This is a genomic window from Acidaminobacterium chupaoyuni (assembly GCF_047936785.1).
Lineage (GTDB): Bacteria > Bacillota > Clostridia > Oscillospirales > Butyricicoccaceae > Acidaminobacterium > Acidaminobacterium chupaoyuni.
In genome coordinates, this window is sequence record NZ_CP176394.1 from 1,392,220 (window position 1) to 1,408,916 (window position 16,697).

Consider the following 16,697-nt stretch of genomic DNA (forward strand, 5'->3'; position numbering starts at 1 on the left):
AACATGGTCAATTATTACATCTTATTCGAATCGCATGAACAGGCGGTGCGGCTGCACGGTGAACTCCGTGCGGCCGGCATCCGCACGGCTATTTCCCCAACGCCCCGTGCAATCACCGTGTGCTGCGGCGTTTCTCTGCTGGTCAGCGAAGAAGAGATCGGCAAAGTGAGGGAATATCTGGCGGGCCACACCTGCACCTATAAATCGGTCGAGAGCATTGAGCAGGAATTTAATGCACATAGGGATCGGTATATTTAATGGAATATATTGGAATTGATATTGGCTCCACCGCCGCAAAAGTTGCGGTGCTGGGGGAAAAAGAACACCGCTGTTTCGTTTTGCCTACGGGCTGGAGCAGCCGCGAGATCGCGCGGGATATTGAAACACGGCTTGAACGGGCGGGCGTGCATGTGGCGGATAAAGACGCTGTGCGCGTGGCTTCCACCGGCTATGGCCGGCAGGCAGTGGAATATGCCGATGATGTGATCACAGAGATCACCTGCCACGGCAGGGGCGGGGTCTATCTCGCCGGCGGCGATTGCACGGTGATCGATGTGGGCGGGCAGGATACCAAGGTCGTCTGCATGGAAAACGGCGCGGTGGCCGATTTTCTGATGAACGATAAGTGCGCCGCAGGCACGGGAAAATTTATTGAGGTCATGGCCAACCGCCTGAATGTGGAGCTTGAAGATCTGTTCGCTTTGGCGGAACAGGGAAAAGTGCTGCCCATCAGTTCTCTCTGCACGGTTTTTGCCGAATCGGAAGTTATCGGTTTTATCGGCGCGGGCAGAAACCGCGAAGATATTGCCGCCGGCATTGTGGATTCGGTGGCCACCAAGGTGGCGGGCATGTGCGCCCGGCGCGAGATCTCACAGCGGGTGATCCTCACCGGAGGGCTGTCGCGCAACCGGTTTTTTGCCCGAACATTGGGCGAAAAGATCCATCGTGAGATCCTGATCCATCCCGATGGGCTGTATGCCGGCGCCATCGGCGCCGCGCTGATCGCCAAAAAACGGGCGAAATAAAAAGCCGAAGAGAATCTCGGAGAAATGTATTTTCTCAAAGCAAAATAGCGTCCGCGGCTGAAAAGCTTCCCGCGACTATCTTAAAAAATGATGTGCCCAACGCCTGCACCGGCAAAACGGTGCGGGCGCTGGGCATATTTTTTGCCGATCGTCAAACAGCGGGTGATGCCGAACAACGCTTTTTTCTGTGAAATTCCTGAGGCGAGCAACGCCTTTAAACTTGCTAAAACGGCTGAAAAACGCCGAAAACAGGCATTTAATGCGCATTCTTTCCATATCAGAAAGAATAAAATTTGGTCAAAATCGCCTTTGAAAGATGCACAAAAAATGATTAAACTATTTAGTAGAGTGATACAGAATAATGGAAAAAAGAGCGTATCACGCAGAAAATAAAGGAGGATACAGTTGTATGAAACGCGTCAAAGCAGCCTGTATCTGTCAGACTCTTCATTTCATGCTGAAAGAAGAAGTCGCACACGATTGGGCAGTCAAGCAATGTGAGCAGGAAGTTGAGCAATACAAAAAGACGATGGATCACAACCACATGAAGTATAAAATCATCGAGGAAACAACGCAGCCGGATGGATCTATCATTGTGAAGGTCATCAAGCAATATAACAGCGCGCCTGTGGGCGATTATTTGAACTGATCACGACCCTGCGCATGGAGTGGAAATCCTCTCCATGCGCAGCTTGTTTATGGAGGGAACTATGTCTGCAAAAACAACCCAGATCAAGAAAAAAAGCGCCGATGAACTTTTGTTGGAGAAGAAGATCGAAAAATGCCGAAAAAGGATCAGCCTGGATGAACAAGAGATCGCCGCCATGAACGCCTGTCAGAACGCAATGCGTGAAAACGATATCATCGGTGTGGCGGTGAAACACAAGATGTTTGGGGCCGGGACCATCGTTGAGCAGGATCCCCTGATGATCACGGTGAAGTTTGCTCTTGACAGCAAGCGCTTCGTGATGCCCGACGCATTGATCGACGGCTTTCTGGTCACCACCGATGATGCGGTCAATGAAAAAATCTCCGAATATCAGCAAACCGGCAAACAGATCAAAATGGCAAAAGAGGATATTTCGGCGGCATGCCGATTCATCAGAGCGCTTGAAAACAAAAAGATTATGAAAATGATTTAAAAATAAAAACCACAGGCATGAAAGAAGCTCCGGCATGGGCCGTGAGCCGCATTTTGGGAAAACAGAGGCTTTTCCGCGAAGGGTCATGGCTGTTTGCGGCCTGCTCTTGATTTTAGGTTTGCCGCGGCAGCACCCGCCCGATGACATTTTGAAATAACGGTAGCCAGATGCAGAGCGGGATGTTATCATAGTGATAAATGAGCATCCGGCGGCCGGAAAAATCTGCGGCAGCTAAATAAATCATCGGCCGTTGTTTATCGGTGAAGAAAAATGGCAATGTGCGATGAAAAACGCTCGGATATCGGCGGCGAAAAGTCGTTTGATTTGCCGGGCTATGGATGACGCATTGCAGAAAGAAGGAATCGGGAGAGGGCGGTGCATGTGAAAAATATCATCGAGATTGAACATTTATTCAAGAGTTTTGGCGATGTCAAGGCTGTGCAGGATTTAAGCTTTCGCGTAAAAGAGGGGGAACTGTTCGCTTTTTTGGGCGTCAACGGCGCCGGAAAAAGCACAACGATTTCTATTTTATGCGGTCAGCTGCAAAAAGACGCGGGGAGCGTGCAGATCGGCGGCCGAAGCATCAATGAAAGCATGGGCTGCATTAAAAAAGATCTGGGCGTGGTTTTTCAAAATTCCGTGCTGGATGGCGTTTTGACTGTTCGCGAAAACCTGCAAAGCCGCGCCGCGCTTTATAAAATCACCGGCGATGAATTTGAAAAAAGGTTTTTAGAGCTTGCCAAACTGCTGGATTTTGAAGACCTTCAGAAACGCACAGTGGGCAAGCTTTCGGGCGGGCAGCGGCGCAGAATCGATATTGCCCGCGCTTTGCTGCATCGGCCGAAGATCCTTATTCTGGATGAACCCACCACAGGGCTTGATCCGCAGACAAGAAAGCTGCTTTGGAATGTGGTCAACGAATTGCGCAGAAAAGAAAAAATGACGGTTTTTCTCACAACGCACTATATGGAAGAAGCGGCAGATGCCGATTATGTGGTCATCCTCGACAGCGGCAAAATCGCCGCAGAGGGAACTCCCTTGCAGCTTAAAAACGCTTATACGCAAGATTTTCTTACGGTTTATGGCGTAAGCGAAGAAAGCGTGAAAGCATTTGGGCTGCCTTATGCAGCCATTCGCGACGCATACCGCATTCGCATCCCCAACATTTCCAAAGCCACCCAGCTTATCACCGAAAAACCCGAATTATTCACCGATTTTGAGGTGACGAAGGGGAAAATGGATGATGTTTTTCTTGCCGTTACCGGAAAAACACTGGTTGGAGGTGCGAAATAATGGAACTTCGGGCGTTGATCAAGCGAAACTGCAAGGTGTTTTTCAAAGATAAGGGGATGTTTTTTACTTCTCTTATTACGCCGGTCATCCTGCTGGTTTTATATGTGACTTTTCTTGGAAACATTTATCATGATGCCTTTACTTCTTCTATGCCGAAAGGGTTTCAAATAGATAGCGCCCTGATCAGCGCCGTAGTGGGCGGCCAGTTGATTTCCTCCATTTTGGCGGTCAGCTGCGTGACGGTGGCGTTCTGTTCCAACCTGATGATGGTGCAGGATAAAATCACGGGGGTGAAGAGCGATCTTACCATGGCCCCGATTCAAAGCGGAACGCTGGCCTTGAGTTATTTCTTTTCCACCGCCATCGCAACACTGATCATCTGCCTGACGGCGCTTGCCGTTTGCTTTGGATATCTGGCCGTGGTGGGGTGGTATCTGTCGGCCGGCGATGTTCTGCTCACTTTGCTGGATGTCGTGCTGCTGGTGCTGTTCGGAACATCACTTTCTTCGCTGGTCAACGCGCCGCTTTCAACAGCGGGGCAAAGTTCGGCGGTGGGAACCATCATCAGCGCGGGCTATGGCTTCATCTGCGGCGCTTATATGCCGATTTCAAACTTTGGCGAAGGTCTGCAAAGAGTTCTGACTTTTTTGCCCGGCACCTATGGCACTTCGCTTCTGCGCAACCATGCGTTATCCGGCGCATATCGTGAAATGGCGGCCCAGGGTGTTCCATTGCAGGTGGTGGAAAGCATCAAAGATTCCATCGATTGCAATCTGTATTTTTTCGGAGATAAAGTGGAAATCGGCACGATGTATGCCATCCTCGGCGTTTCGATCGCCGCGCTTATCGGGCTGTATATTCTGTATCACGCTCGCAGATCAAAAAAGAAAAACTGAAAAATCTATATTTTCGGTTCCGATAAAGCTGAAATATAAAAAAGATGGCGGCATTTTTGTGCCGCCATCTTTTTTGCATCCCACCGCTGAATCGAAAAATGAATTCAAAAATTTGGGTGATCCTCATCTGGAAGATACAATATTTGTATGGTATAATTTTCTTGAAAAATTCGGTCACTGTCTGTTTGAAACAGCGGGAAAGCTGAAAACAAAGTTTAAAAAGGAAAATTTCTGATGTGGAGCAAAGATTATTTTTTGCTGATGCAGGGGCAGGCGGTTTCCTGCCTGGGCAGCACTTTATATAGCGTGGTTGCCAGCCTTTGGGCCTATGATCTGACGGGTTCTGCCATGATCATGAGCATTGTATATTCCGCCGCGAATATTGCCCGGCTGGCGGCTTTCCCGTTTGCGGGTGTGATCGCAGATCGATTTTCAAGAAGAAACCTGATCGTCGTTTGCGATATCGTTTGCGGGGCAAGCATGCTGATCGTTGCGGCAATGGCCTTGACGGGCAGTTCTTTTGCCGTTTGGGGCCTGGTGTTTCACAGCGCCGTCAGCGGCGCCATCTCGGGCGTTTTCAATCCATCCGTCAATGCGATGATGCTGTCGATTACAAAAAAAGAAAATTATGTTCGGGCAAACTCTGTTTATAATGCGGTGGAATATGGCATTGATATGATTGGGCAGGGCATTGCGGGAACATTCTATATGCTGCTGGGTGCGCCTATGCTCTTTTTGATCAATGGGCTGACCTTTTTGTTTTCGGCCTTCACCGAAGGGTTTATTCAAAAAGACCCTGCGCCCATGCAAAGAGAAAAGAAGCCCTTCTGGCGTGATGCCATGGAAGGGGTTCGCTATATTTTGGTCAACGGCGGCATCCGCCTGAATCTGCTGCTTGCGTTTTGCATCAATTTTGCTTTTGGCATTTTAAGGGTGGCTTTGGTTCCGTGGATGTTATCTTTCGGCACAGAATATTATGGCCTTTTGGGCACTTTTCGCAGCGCAGGCGTCGTGATCGGAACGCTGCTTCTGACGGTGCGCAACATCCCCGAAAACAAGCGATACAACATATATTTTTGGTGCCAGACAGTATTCGTTTTATGCATTGCGGCTTCCACGCTGCCAAACACCTTTTTGCCTGCGGCGGCGCTGTTTTGCGTTGCCTATGCCAATCAATCTGTTTTTAACAGTGTGCAGCGCTCGGCTGTGATCATCACCGCGCCGAACGAGATCAGAGGCAAAGTTTTATGCGCTGTGCAGGCGCTTGCCATGGGCTTTTCGGCCGTGGGGAATCTTTCGGGCGGCGTTCTTTGCAAATGGATCGCGCCGCGGCCTTTGGTTTTTGCGGTGATGTCGCTCCTTTTGGCGGGCATCCTTTGGCTTGGCAGAAAGCAAAGCGTGAAAGAACTGTTTTAAAAAAGATACATTCGCTTCCAAACGATATTTTATCCGGGCTGAAAATGAAGAAGGGCCCATCAAAAGCCGCGGCGGGAAAACGGGGCGCCAGTTTAATGAAACGCAATATTTCGGTAAAAGAAAAACAGATCGGTCATAAGAAAAGGCAAAAACTTACCATGAAATATGGAGTTTTACAAAATTCGACCTTCACTGATTTGTTCTTACATTTGGCTGACAATCTATTGAAAAACAAAAAATTCCAGTATATGATATAAAAAAGCGTATGGAAGTGTTTTCCTTTCAAGAAAACGCCTGTATGCAAAGATATATTGAGCAAACCTGCCGTAAGGCAGCGACGCAAAGCTAAAGGGGCTTTTTGTGAAGTCAGCCAGCTGCCGGCAACTTCTGATGCCGCTATCAATAGACAGACGACTGATTTCCACCATGGTTTTGCTGCGGCAAAGACATGGCTTTTTCTTTAAGGGGGTATGTATCCGGAAAACCAATGTGCCATAGACATTCAAAATGCTTATAATTGGAGGAAGAAGAAAATGAAACGAAGAACCGGCCGATTCCTGTCAGTGTTGCTGACTGTCTGCATGTTATCTTCATTGATGCCCACAGCTTTTGCGGCGGGCGCAGACAAATTCGGCGATATCCCGGCAAAAGCATGGTATCACGACGATGTGAACTATGTTGTAGATCATGGATATTTTAACGGTATGAGTGAAAACGCTTTTTCACCGGATGCCAACATGACGCGCGCAATGTTTGTGACGGTGCTTGCTCGTCTGGATGGCGCTTCTGTTGGTGACAATGTAAGCCCCTTTAATGATGTGGCTGCCGGCGCATGGTATGCCGGCGAAGTAAAGTGGGCTTCCGAAAATGGCATTGTCAATGGTGTGGGTGATAATAAGTTCGCGCCCGATCATTCTGTAAGCCGTCAGGAAATGGCTGCACTGATGATGCGGTATATTGCCTATTACACCGCCAAAAACAAGGTGACTTTCAAAGCCACCGGTTCTTCTGCGGCTTTCACAGATGCTGATTCTGTTGCAGATTATGCAAAAGAAGCCGTTACCCTCTGCCGGTCTTACGGGCTGATCAACGGCAACGGCGATGGCACTTTTGGCCCCACAGCGTTTTCCACCCGCGCGCAGGTGGCGGCTGTGATCCATCGTCTGGCCCTTCTGCTGGCCACCGGCACGCCTGTGACCAAACCTTCCGCCGGCGGTGAAAGCGGCGGCACGACCAGCAGCGATAAAACCGTATCGACGGCTGCTGATTTCATCCAGGCGGCTCAGGCCTCTGCTGATAGCGTAACAGCCACGATCAGCGATAAAAACGATCTTACCGTGAATGATAATGTTACGATCAACGCCTCGGCAACGACCCTGACCCTGAATCTCGGCAAGGCCAGCCTGGGCAATCTGACCGTCACCGCGCCCAACGCGACGAAAATCGACATTACCGGCAGCGGCTCCGTGGCCTCGCTGACTATAAACGCGCCGAAGGCGACCGTCAACAACGGCGTCAAGGTCAACGGCTCGGTGAATATCCAGGCAGTGTCCGGCAGCACCTTCAATAACACCGCTGCCATCAGTGGCAACATCCTCTTTACCGGCCCCGGCGCGCTGAATGATACGCAGACGAACCCCGCGCCCGTGGTTGTCGCCACCAGCGATGCTGTCGCTGTGCGCGGAAATACCTCTGACATTAAGGTCACGGCGGATGGAGCGCAACTCACCGTCGCGCCGGCAATCAATACTGTTAAACCCGTTATCGACAGCTCCGCCGACGGCGTGAAAGTGACCGTTGCAAACAACAATCCCGTCACCGTCAGCGGACAGGTCGCGACCGTCGAAGTCACATCCAATAAACCCACGCTGGCTGTCGAAGCCGTGGTCGGCACACTGACTACGACAAATGCCACTACACTGGCCGTTTCCGGCAAAGGTTCGGTCGCTACAATGGCCAGCAACAGCGCAGCAGTTGTTGTCGCTGCTGGTTCCGCGGTGACTATCAATACCGTGGAAATGAACGGCGGATCGATCGAAGCGCCTGCAACGGCAACCATCAGCACGGTTGCCGCCACCGGTAATGTTACACTGAATGCCCCTGTCGGCACCGTTTCCACCACAGCAGGCAGTATGCTGACACTTGGCGATACCGCAAATGTGAATACCGTTGTTGCAAACGGCAGTCTGGAAGTTGCCGGCACCGGCAAAATCAGCTCCATCGATGTTGCGGCAGCAGGTACGACTAATATCACCAAGGCAATCGGCGCTTCCGTCACGGTATCGACCGTCACCAAGACTGACGCAAACGCTAATGTCACAGCTTCCGATGTCGGTGTGACCGAAGTAAAGACCAAGGCCGCGACGCCGACCACCGTCAAATTTAACGCCCCGACCGCCGCAGGCGGCAACGGCACCATCACCGGCGTTACGGCTGCAATGGAATACAAAAGCAGCACGGGTGATTGGAAAGCTATTGCCGATACCTCTGTTAATGATGTTGCCGCAGGCACCTACGAAGTCCGCGTGAAAGCGACAAGCACCGCTCTGGCCAGCGAGGCGGTCACAGGCACCATCCCCGCCGCCGTGGCTGTAGCCGCTGCAACTATTCAGGGCACGCCCTATGTGGGCCAGACCCTGACCGCCGTCGCCAACGCCGACGCAACCGGCACGCTGAGCTATGTTTGGAGCGTCAATGACAGCGATACTCCAATCGGTACCTCAAAGACCTTTACGCTGACCGACGCTCAGATCGGCAAGACCATCAGCGTCACCATCACAAACTATGTCACCAGAAGTACGGCTTCTACCCCGACCGACACTGTCACGGTTGACAAGACCGCGCTGAACACCCTCATCGCTAAGGCAGGGGAAATCCAGAAGGGTGTAACCGAAAAGAATGATGGCATCACAGCGGCAGCTGTCGCGAAAGGCATCGTGTTTGTGACGACTTCCGAGCGAACCGCGCTGGCTGACGCGGTGACTGCGGCGACAACCGTTGCAAACAATGCTATTGCAAATACGCAGGCTGTCGCCGACGCCGAAGCAGCGCTGCGCGCCGCCAACGCCGCGTATGTTGCAGCGAAAAAGACCGGCACGGATGATAGCGTCGTCACACTGCAAGCTGCACTTAAGGCTTTGGTTCAAAGCGCAGGCACAGCCGAGGTTGGCACCGGTACAGACGCTGTGTCCGTGCAGCCTGGCAGCGACTGGGTTACAGGCGATGTGAATTCTGCCTATTCAGCCGCCATCGCGACTGCACAGGGCAAAGAAAGCTCCAACGATGCAGCCACACTCACCGCCGCCATCACTGATCTCAAGGCCGCGATGAACACCTATATCAAGGCCATTCAGAAGGGCGCGGCCCTTGACCGCACGGCTCTGGACGCCGCCGTCAACGCCGCTGAAATCAATGCGGCATCGGTAGTGATCTCGGCCAACGGCGAAGACAAGCTTCCCAGTGAGACATGGGTTACGACAGCAGTTTTGGACACATACAATGCCGCGATAAAAACGGCGAAGGATAAAACGGCAACTGTGCAGAACGATTATATTTCAGCTCTTGATACCCTGGCCAAGGCAACATCCACCTTCAACACCGCCAAGGCCTCCGGCACCAAGGATATCGTTCCGCCGGTGGTGACGATTGTTTCTTCGAAACTTGAAGGCGGCGTGGTTACCATCGTGTTCAAATCCAACGAAGCGGGTAGCTATGTCTATCAGATCGGCGAAACAAAAGGCAGTTGGTTATCGCCTGTGGCCCCCTCGCTTACTAAAGATACGGAAGCAACTTTGACAATCAATGATGTGACCGCATTATACGCAACGGTTTATATGCAGGTCAGCGATGCCAGCGACAACAAAACAGTGGTATCTGCCAATGTGGGCGCAGAAGCGTCCAACGCGGAAGCTGCTGTCGGAACAGCAAAATATGATACATTGGCGAATGCCATTGCTGCCGCAGGCAACGGTCAGACGGTCACGCTGCTGAAAGATGTCACGGAAACTTTGACCGCGCCAACCGTCAGCAGTTTGACGATTGATCTCGGAACACACAAACTGACAATGTCCAATACCGCTTCCGTGGTCATTTCCGGCGGCAAATCGCTTACCATACAGAACGGCAGCATCGAATCCAAGGGCATTACCGACGGAACGCTGTCTAATTTTAATATTCAGACCAACAGCTCGATTACGCTGGAGAATGTGATTTTCGATACGACCGGCTCGGCGCTATATCCCAGCGGCGACGCCGCCAGTGTCACCGTTACGAATTCGGAGATCAAATGCGGTGTCTATGCGGTCGCCACGAACGCGGCGAAGGTCGAGAATTACAATATCGTGATAACGCTGACGGGATCAACATTCACCAGCACATACGGTTACAATAAGGATGACGCATCCGACAAATTTGACAGCAGCCCGGTTATGATCAATGTGCCCGGAACACTGAATATGTTCGGCTGCACCGTAAACGGAACCCGTCAGGGTGTTTTGGTGCGCGGCGGCACCGCTACCATTCAGAACAGCACGATCAATCTTACCGCTCAGTATGCAGCGGGAAAAGATAAATATTGGAGCGGAACCTGGGGCTCTGGTGACGAGGTGCCGATGGCAGCCGTAGTCGTGGGCAACCGAAGCTCTGCCTACCAGTATCCTGCAACATGCATACTGGAAAACTCCGTGATTACAGCAACAAGTGGCTATAAAGCAGTCTATATTTACGGGATGGACGCGGCGACACGACTTGCAAAACTGAATATCAAAGGCAACTCGACAAATATCACGGGCGAAGTTTTAAAGGAAGAGGCTGCCGCAAACGCCGCCATCGTCTCCATCACCGGCGGCACATTCTCCGATACCGGCGCGCTGAAATATCTGGCAAACGGTGCCAATGTCAATGTAAATCTGGCGGCAGACGAAACCGGAACTGTTCTTGTTCCGGCCAATACCACAGTCACACTTGATCTTAAAGGTCATGTGCTGCAAAGCCAAATGCTTGCAAATCAGCCCACGGCAGAAGATCATACCAAAGCTACCCTTGTCAATAACGGCAATCTGACGGTGAATGACAGCGTCAGCGGAGGCAAGGTCACAAATAATAATTACTGGCTGGATGCATTCTATAATGCAAGCGGCGCCACCGCAATTCTTAACGGAGGCCTTTTCACCCATAGTGCAAACAGCCAAGGGCAAACATGGTATGCAATTCATAACCATGGAACAATGACCATCAAGGATGGGGTTATCGTGGCGGATACCAACAGCGCAACGCCGATCTGTAACGGCAAGAGCCAGCATGATACCAGCAGTGACGCGGCAAACGCAAGCTTGATCATCGATGGAGGCACTTTCACAGCTGAAGGCGCGCACACCATTAAAAACGGTGATGCGGATGCGGAACTGGTCATCAACGGTGGTAACTTCACCAATACAAGCGGCGATGTTGTGCTTAACCGCAACAATTGCAACGCCATCATCAATGGCGGCACATTCAGTATTACGGATGCCCCTGTCATCAAATGCGAAGTGAAAGACAGCCAAAACGCAAGCGGTGCAGGGCTCATGGTTACAAACGGCAGCTTCACCGGAACAATCAGCAAAGATGAAAGCAGCAAGCTCTCCATCAGCGGCGGCACATTCTCCAGCAATCCCACAAGTTACCTTGCAAACGGATATATTATGCAGCCAATTGCTGACGGTTATCGTGTTGTTAAAGGGCAGACGACATAACATCTGTTTTGCTCCAAACAGGATAATGGAGCAATAAGTGAGAAAGCCCGCCCGCAAAAGACAGCATCTCTTGCGGGTGGGCTTTTACTCTGCGCGAAAACAGTGGAAAAGATGGAAAAATCCGAAGGATGTTCTGTTTTATCAGCGCACGCAATAGATCCAATGACTGCATGCAATTCATTCTATGGATATTTTGATAGAATGGCATCATCTTAACAGGCTTTTTTGCATGGCTTTTGAATGAATTCTTGCAAAGAATCAGCAGACAGCGTATATTGAAAAAAGAAGGGAAATGCTTTGCAGAGAAAGGGGGAATCGGTTTGAAAACGGAAATGCAGAAACGGGCGCTTAACCTCACGCAGCAGATCATGGAGCATTGGTATGCGCTGGATCTCGCGCCGGTAAAAGCGGCGCTGGATGAAAACGCAAGCTGGATCGGCGGCGCGGCAGGGCAATTCTATATGGGAAAAAGCGCTGTGCTGGAAGGCCTTCAACTTGCCTCAAGCCATATGATGCCCTGCATGGTTTCTGCCCAGACCTATGAAATTGCAGATACAGGGGCAGACTGGTGCATTATCACGGGGAATATCAGCGTCACTTTAAAAAACGAAAGCATGCTGCTGCATGGGCCGCAGCGCTTGACCTTTGTGTGGCGTTTAAGAGGGGCAGATCTGCGCGTTTCTCATATGCATGTTTCCAACAATATGGCTGCAATCGCGCCCGATGAAGATTTCCCTATCAAAGCCAGCAAACAAGCTTATGAATATCTTACCAAGAATATCAACGGGGGCGCTGTAACCGTGTTATCCAGTGATCGAATCCTTTATCGCCTTCAGCGCGATGCCGTGCGCTATCTATCGGCGGCGAATGAATATATGATCATCCATAGCCAAAAAGAGGATATCCGGCTGCATCGAAGATTGGGGGCTGTCTATAAAGAACTGTTTCCGCACTTTTTGGCGATACACCGCAGTTATTGCGTCAACCCCGATTTTTTAAGGGCAATGTGGCAATTTGAAGCGGAACTGACCGACGGAACGCGGCTTCCCGTTTCAAGGGAAAGGTATGCCGCCCTTTGCGCACAGCTTGGTGTGAAACTTTGAAATCTGCCGGGCACCATGAAACTCATGGCAGGAAAAGATGCGGACTAAAATAAGAAGAAGGCCACATGGAAGCTTCAAGTTTCCGTGTGGCCTTTTTATGATGCGTCGAGTCAAATTTGCTTGTCTTTTCGGAGGCATTTGCAAAGATCCGTTGCCGGCACGATGAAAATGATGTCACCGCGCAAAATCGCGCTGCATTCCGCGGCTTTTATCGCAGAAGGAAAAGACTATGTGCGGCTTCGTTTTTTGTCACACAGCGTGATCGCGCCGGAAGCGAGCACCCCCAGCAACGCAAGAACCGCGACCATCAGATAGGTGCTGCGGTATGTTCCCGAAAGATCATAAAGCGTGCCGGCAACAGTGCTGCCGAAAGAAGCGATCATCAGGTTTGAATTGACGATGGAAAAATTGAGGGGATAATGCCGAAGACCATAATAGGCGCCGGTGAAAGCAGAATTGGTGGGGCTGACGCCGCCATAGGCCAGACCGCCTGTGATAAAACCTACGGTCATCAGCGCGTAGCTGCCTGTTTTCAAGGCAACGGTCAGCAAAAGGCCGGTCAGCAGAAAACAGAAGCATACCAGCAGCATGGATAACCGACGGCCAAGCCGATCGAAAAGCCCGCCGGAAATGACGCGCCCCAAACCGTTGGCAATGGAGATCAGGCCCACTGTGGTGGCAATTTGCGCGGGGGAAACGGAAGCACCGATTTCGCGGGCGATGCCGCCCGCCTGCGAGACAAGCGCCAGACCTGCTGCGCTGAGCACGATAGCCCAAAGATAAAAGAACCAAAAATCGCCGCGGCGGAGCATTTTTCCCGCAGGAATTTCTTCTGCGGAGGTTTTGCGGGCAGCGCGGGCGGCGGAGGAAACTTCTTCAGCGCCGGGGCGGCGGATCAGCGGGGCGCAAAGCGCCAAAACGGCGGCCGTAACCACGCCGAGCACAAAGAAAGAATGCCGCCACGCGCCTTGGGAAGCGGGGGTAAAAGCCTGATAGACTTTGCCAATCAGAAAACTGCTGAACCCAAAACCCATCAGCAGAATGCCCGAAATCAGGCCTTGACGGTTGGGGAACCAACGCCCCACCGTGCCGAGCACAGTGTTATAGGTCAGCCCGGAGGCTGTTCCGCAGATCACGCCAAAGCTCAGCCAAAGGGCGACGGGCGTGCTGATGCGCGACGCGCCGAAAAAGCCCGCCAAAAACAGCGCTGCTGAAACGAAAAGGATCGTGCGCGCATGGATGCGTGACGCCAGCGCGCCGGCGGCCACGCTGCCCAAACAGAAAAAGATCATGACAACCGTGAAAGTCATCGAAAGCTGTGCCTTGCTCCAGGTGGGAAATTCCTGCGCGATCGGCGCCGAAAGGATGCTCCAGGCATAAACCATGCCCGCAAACAGCAAAGCCGCAAAACCGGCGGCGGCAACAAACCAGCGTTTCATAAAAAAACCTTTCCTTAATAAAAAATCGGCATCTCCAAATTAAAATATTTCCGCCGTTTCGGCAAAAATCGTGGAAGGGGAGCGCCGCTTTTTCATCATATCCGAAAGACGGTTGTTCGTCAATTCTTTTCTTTTTTTAACGGCATGCAGAAAAGAAAAGACACACAGATAGAAGAAAAATATATCGGAAATGGCAGAACGGAGATCACTTTGAGGACGCAGATTAAAAAATAAGAACGAAATTTCTGAAAAGGCCCGTATGAAAGAAAAATTCAGAAAAAATTTGCTGAAAAATACAGGGAAAATACCCCAGAAGACAATGAAATCCTTTTTATGGGACACCACGGGTGATAGGATCAATTTGTAAAATAAAGCCAAGAAAAACCGGGAAATCAATTGACAGATATTTCTAAGAAGTTATAATGAATTTATGATCGTCGAAAAAGGGAAGAAAACCCATCAGAAACGCGAAAGGGGAGAAGATGGTGGAATATTTGGCGCATATCAGCCGAGATGGGCAGCAAACTCAAACGGTTTTGGCCCACCTGGAAGGAACGGCCCGGCTGGCGGCGGGTTTCGCGGCCCAATTCGGTGCGGAAGAAGAAGGCCGGCGCTGCGGGATGCTTCATGATGCGGGAAAATATTCGGCGGCGTTTCAGCGCCGGATCTTGGGATCGAATGAGCAGGTGGATCATTCCACCGCGGGCGCGGCTGAAGCCGCAAAACAAGGCGATGTTATTGCGGCCTTTTGTGTTGCGGGCCACCATGGCGGCTTGCCCGATGGGGGGACAAGGGCAGACGGGCCGAATGAGCCAACGCTGCATGGCAAACTGAACCGCGTGAAAAACGGCAAAATCGAGCCGTATGATGCGTTTCATCGTGAGGCAGCTGTTCCCGAAGCAAAGCTGCCGCGGCGTTTTTTGGCATCTACGCCAACCGCTTTTTTCTTTACGCGGATGTTGTATTCCTGCCTGGTCGATGCCGATTTTTTAGATACCGAAGCGTTCATGCAAAACGGATGTGTGGGGCGCGGCGGGTTCCCGCCGATAGAAAATTATTTGGAAAAGCTTTCTGCCCACACAGCACCATGGCTGAAAGCGCCGAAAGGCGAGCTTGGCGAAAAAAGAAGCGAGATTTTACGCGCGGCCATTGAAAAAGCGGAGGAAAAGCCGGGTCTGTTCAATTTTACCGCGCCCACGGGCAGCGGCAAGACCCTTGCTTCGATGTCGTTTGCGCTGCACCATGCCCGGGCAAACGGCTTGCGCCGCGTGATCTATGTGATTCCTTATTGCAGCATCATCGAGCAGACACAGGCCGTTTTTGAAAATATTTTCGGCGAAAGCAGCATCGTGGCCCATTATGCCGATGTGGAATATCAAAACGCTGAAAACAAAGAAGGCGGCCCGCGGGATCACCGCTATCTGGCCGCGGAAAATTGGGATGCGCCTGTCGTGCTCACCACAACGGTACAGTTTTTTGAATCGCTGTTTGCCAACAAACCTTCACGATGCCGAAAGCTGCATAATCTGGCCGGTAGTGTTTTGATTTTTGATGAAGCACAGATGCTGCCGGTTTCGCTTTTGCGCCCCTGCGTGGCGGCGATCGCGGAACTGGTAAAGAACTATGGCTGTTCGACCGTTCTCTGCACAGCAACGCAGCCCGCGCTGGAAAAGCTTTTTGCCGAAGAAGAAAATCTGCCCCATCAGCCCGCCCGCGAACTTTGCCCGCGGCGCGAAGAATTATATGAGCAGTTCCGCCGTGTGCGCTATGAAAATCTCGGCAGGCTTGCAAAAGAAGAACTCGCCCGCAGACTTGCGGAAACACCTCGCGTGCTTTGCATTGTAAACCGGCGGGATGAAGCCAAAACACTGTTTGAACAGCTGCCGCAAGAAGGGCGTTTCCATCTTTCAACCGCCATGTGCCCCGCCGATCGGCGAGCGGCGCTGGAACAGATCCGCAGGCGGCTGAAAGAGAAAAAGCCCTGTCGCGTGATCTCCACCAGCCTGATCGAAGCCGGGGTGGATGTGGATTTCCCCATGGTTTATCGCGAACTGGCGGGGCTTGATTCGATTATTCAGGCGGGTGGGCGCTGTAACCGCGAAGGCATACCGGGCGTTATCGGCGGCGTGGTTTATGTTTTTGAAAGCGAAAGAAAACCGCCCAGAATGCTGGCGCAGAATATTGCCGCGGCAAAAGCCGTTTTACACAATTATGAGGATATCGCATCACCGCAGGCGGTGAAAGCTTATTTTAATGAGCTTTATTATGTGGCGAAAGGCAGCGCGGCGCTGGATGAAAAAGAAATATTAAAGCTTTGCGCCAGCGCCGAGATCCCCTTTGCAACGGTGAGCGAACGCTTTTTGGTGATCGAGCAGCATCAATTTACAGTTTTTATTCCTAAAAAAGAAAATGAAGCGCTGATGCAGCAGCTGCAGCGGTTTGGCCCCGATCGCGGACTGATGCGAAAACTGGGGAAATATGCCGTGAGCGTTTATCCGGAACATTACAGGGAATTACGGCGTGTGGGGGCACTGAGCGAGATCGGTGAAGACGCCGCTGTTTTGGCGGATACACGGCAATATCACGAAGAAACGGGCCTTGATTTGACCTTGGAAGAAGGCACAGGGCTCTTTCTATAAAGATAAAACGAA

13 protein-coding genes and 1 riboswitch are annotated in these 16,697 nt (G+C 51.4%); of the genes, 12 read left to right on the top strand and 1 reads right to left on the bottom strand.

Annotation, left to right across the window (positions count from 1 at the left end; genetic code table 11):
* Positions 1 to 3 precede the first annotated feature (3 nt).
* From ACJA3I_RS06600 to ACJA3I_RS06650, 11 genes are all read left to right on the top strand, one after another.
* Positions 4 to 258 carry a DUF3343 domain-containing protein gene (locus tag ACJA3I_RS06600; RefSeq protein WP_458861816.1) on the top strand — a complete coding sequence of 85 codons (255 nt, stop codon included), beginning with the start codon at positions 4 to 6 and terminating at the stop codon, positions 256 to 258.
* A complete protein-coding gene (locus ACJA3I_RS06605; protein ID WP_458861817.1) occupies positions 258 to 1,025 on the top strand; it encodes an acyl-CoA dehydratase activase in 768 nt (255 codons plus the stop codon). The genes ACJA3I_RS06600 and ACJA3I_RS06605 overlap by 1 nt, the downstream gene beginning before the upstream one ends.
* Positions 1,026 to 1,166: 141 nt before the next feature.
* Entirely contained in the window at positions 1,167 to 1,418 is a 252-nt protein-coding gene (locus ACJA3I_RS06610) for a hypothetical protein (protein WP_458861818.1), read from the top strand.
* Positions 1,419 to 1,434: 16 nt separating this feature from the next.
* Positions 1,435 to 1,674: a hypothetical protein gene (locus ACJA3I_RS06615; RefSeq protein ID WP_458861819.1), complete on the top strand. Its 240-nt coding sequence runs from the start codon at positions 1,435 to 1,437 to the stop codon at positions 1,672 to 1,674.
* A 61-nt stretch (positions 1,675 to 1,735) separates the two neighbouring features.
* Positions 1,736 to 2,167: a hypothetical protein gene (locus tag ACJA3I_RS06620; RefSeq protein ID WP_458861820.1), complete on the top strand. Its 432-nt coding sequence runs from the start codon at positions 1,736 to 1,738 to the stop codon at positions 2,165 to 2,167.
* 381 nt (positions 2,168 to 2,548) lie between these two features.
* Complete coding sequence (locus ACJA3I_RS06625) at positions 2,549 to 3,460, top strand: ABC transporter ATP-binding protein (RefSeq protein ID WP_458861821.1); 912 nt, start codon at positions 2,549 to 2,551, stop codon at positions 3,458 to 3,460.
* Positions 3,460 to 4,356 (top strand): ABC transporter permease, encoded by an 897-nt coding sequence (locus tag ACJA3I_RS06630; RefSeq protein WP_458861822.1) that lies wholly within the window; start codon positions 3,460 to 3,462, stop codon positions 4,354 to 4,356. Before ACJA3I_RS06625 ends, ACJA3I_RS06630 begins: the two co-directional genes overlap by 1 nt.
* A gap of 234 nt (positions 4,357 to 4,590) precedes the next feature.
* On the top strand, positions 4,591 to 5,772 hold the full coding sequence (locus tag ACJA3I_RS06635; RefSeq protein WP_458861823.1) for an MFS transporter: 1,182 nt from the start codon (positions 4,591 to 4,593) through the stop codon (positions 5,770 to 5,772).
* Positions 5,733 to 6,029, top strand: a complete 297-nt coding sequence (locus ACJA3I_RS06640) for a hypothetical protein (RefSeq protein ID WP_458861824.1) — start codon at positions 5,733 to 5,735, stop codon at positions 6,027 to 6,029. The genes ACJA3I_RS06635 and ACJA3I_RS06640 overlap by 40 nt, the downstream gene beginning before the upstream one ends.
* Before the next feature lie 47 nt (positions 6,030 to 6,076).
* Positions 6,077 to 6,154, top strand: a riboswitch (cyclic di-GMP riboswitch).
* A 151-nt stretch (positions 6,155 to 6,305) separates the two neighbouring features.
* Positions 6,306 to 11,504, top strand: a complete 5,199-nt coding sequence (locus tag ACJA3I_RS06645) for an S-layer homology domain-containing protein (protein ID WP_458861825.1) — start codon at positions 6,306 to 6,308, stop codon at positions 11,502 to 11,504.
* Between the two features lie 320 nt (positions 11,505 to 11,824).
* A complete protein-coding gene (locus ACJA3I_RS06650; protein WP_458861826.1) occupies positions 11,825 to 12,607 on the top strand; it encodes a LytTR family transcriptional regulator in 783 nt (260 codons plus the stop codon).
* 227 nt (positions 12,608 to 12,834) lie between these two features.
* Here the strand turns inward: ACJA3I_RS06650 and ACJA3I_RS06655 are convergent, their stop codons facing one another.
* Positions 12,835 to 14,046 carry an MFS transporter gene (locus ACJA3I_RS06655; RefSeq protein ID WP_458861827.1) on the bottom strand — a complete coding sequence of 404 codons (1,212 nt, stop codon included), beginning with the start codon at positions 14,044 to 14,046 and terminating at the stop codon, positions 12,835 to 12,837.
* 482 nt (positions 14,047 to 14,528) lie between these two features.
* Here ACJA3I_RS06655 and cas3 point away from each other — a divergent pair, with 482 nt between their 5' ends.
* Positions 14,529 to 16,685, top strand: a complete 2,157-nt coding sequence (gene cas3, locus ACJA3I_RS06660) for a CRISPR-associated helicase Cas3' (protein ID WP_458861828.1) — start codon at positions 14,529 to 14,531, stop codon at positions 16,683 to 16,685.
* Positions 16,686 to 16,697: the final 12 nt, after the last annotated feature.

Bases quoted from the DNA above. Each gene is read 5' to 3' on its own strand.
- ACJA3I_RS06620 (WP_458861820.1), top strand. From the start codon at position 1,736: ATGTCTGCAAAAACAACCCAGATCAAGAAAAAAAGCGCCGATGAACTT.
- ACJA3I_RS06615 (WP_458861819.1), top strand. From the start codon at position 1,435: ATGAAACGCGTCAAAGCAGCCTGTATCTGTCAGACTCTTCATTTCATG.
- ACJA3I_RS06605 (WP_458861817.1), top strand. From the start codon at position 258: ATGGAATATATTGGAATTGATATTGGCTCCACCGCCGCAAAAGTTGCG.
- cas3 (WP_458861828.1), top strand. From the start codon at position 14,529: ATGGTGGAATATTTGGCGCATATCAGCCGAGATGGGCAGCAAACTCAA.
- ACJA3I_RS06655 (WP_458861827.1), bottom strand. From the start codon at position 14,046: ATGAAACGCTGGTTTGTTGCCGCCGCCGGTTTTGCGGCTTTGCTGTTT.
- ACJA3I_RS06645 (WP_458861825.1), top strand. From the start codon at position 6,306: ATGAAACGAAGAACCGGCCGATTCCTGTCAGTGTTGCTGACTGTCTGC.
- ACJA3I_RS06600 (WP_458861816.1), top strand. From the start codon at position 4: ATGGTCAATTATTACATCTTATTCGAATCGCATGAACAGGCGGTGCGG.
- ACJA3I_RS06630 (WP_458861822.1), top strand. From the start codon at position 3,460: ATGGAACTTCGGGCGTTGATCAAGCGAAACTGCAAGGTGTTTTTCAAA.
- ACJA3I_RS06635 (WP_458861823.1), top strand. From the start codon at position 4,591: ATGTGGAGCAAAGATTATTTTTTGCTGATGCAGGGGCAGGCGGTTTCC.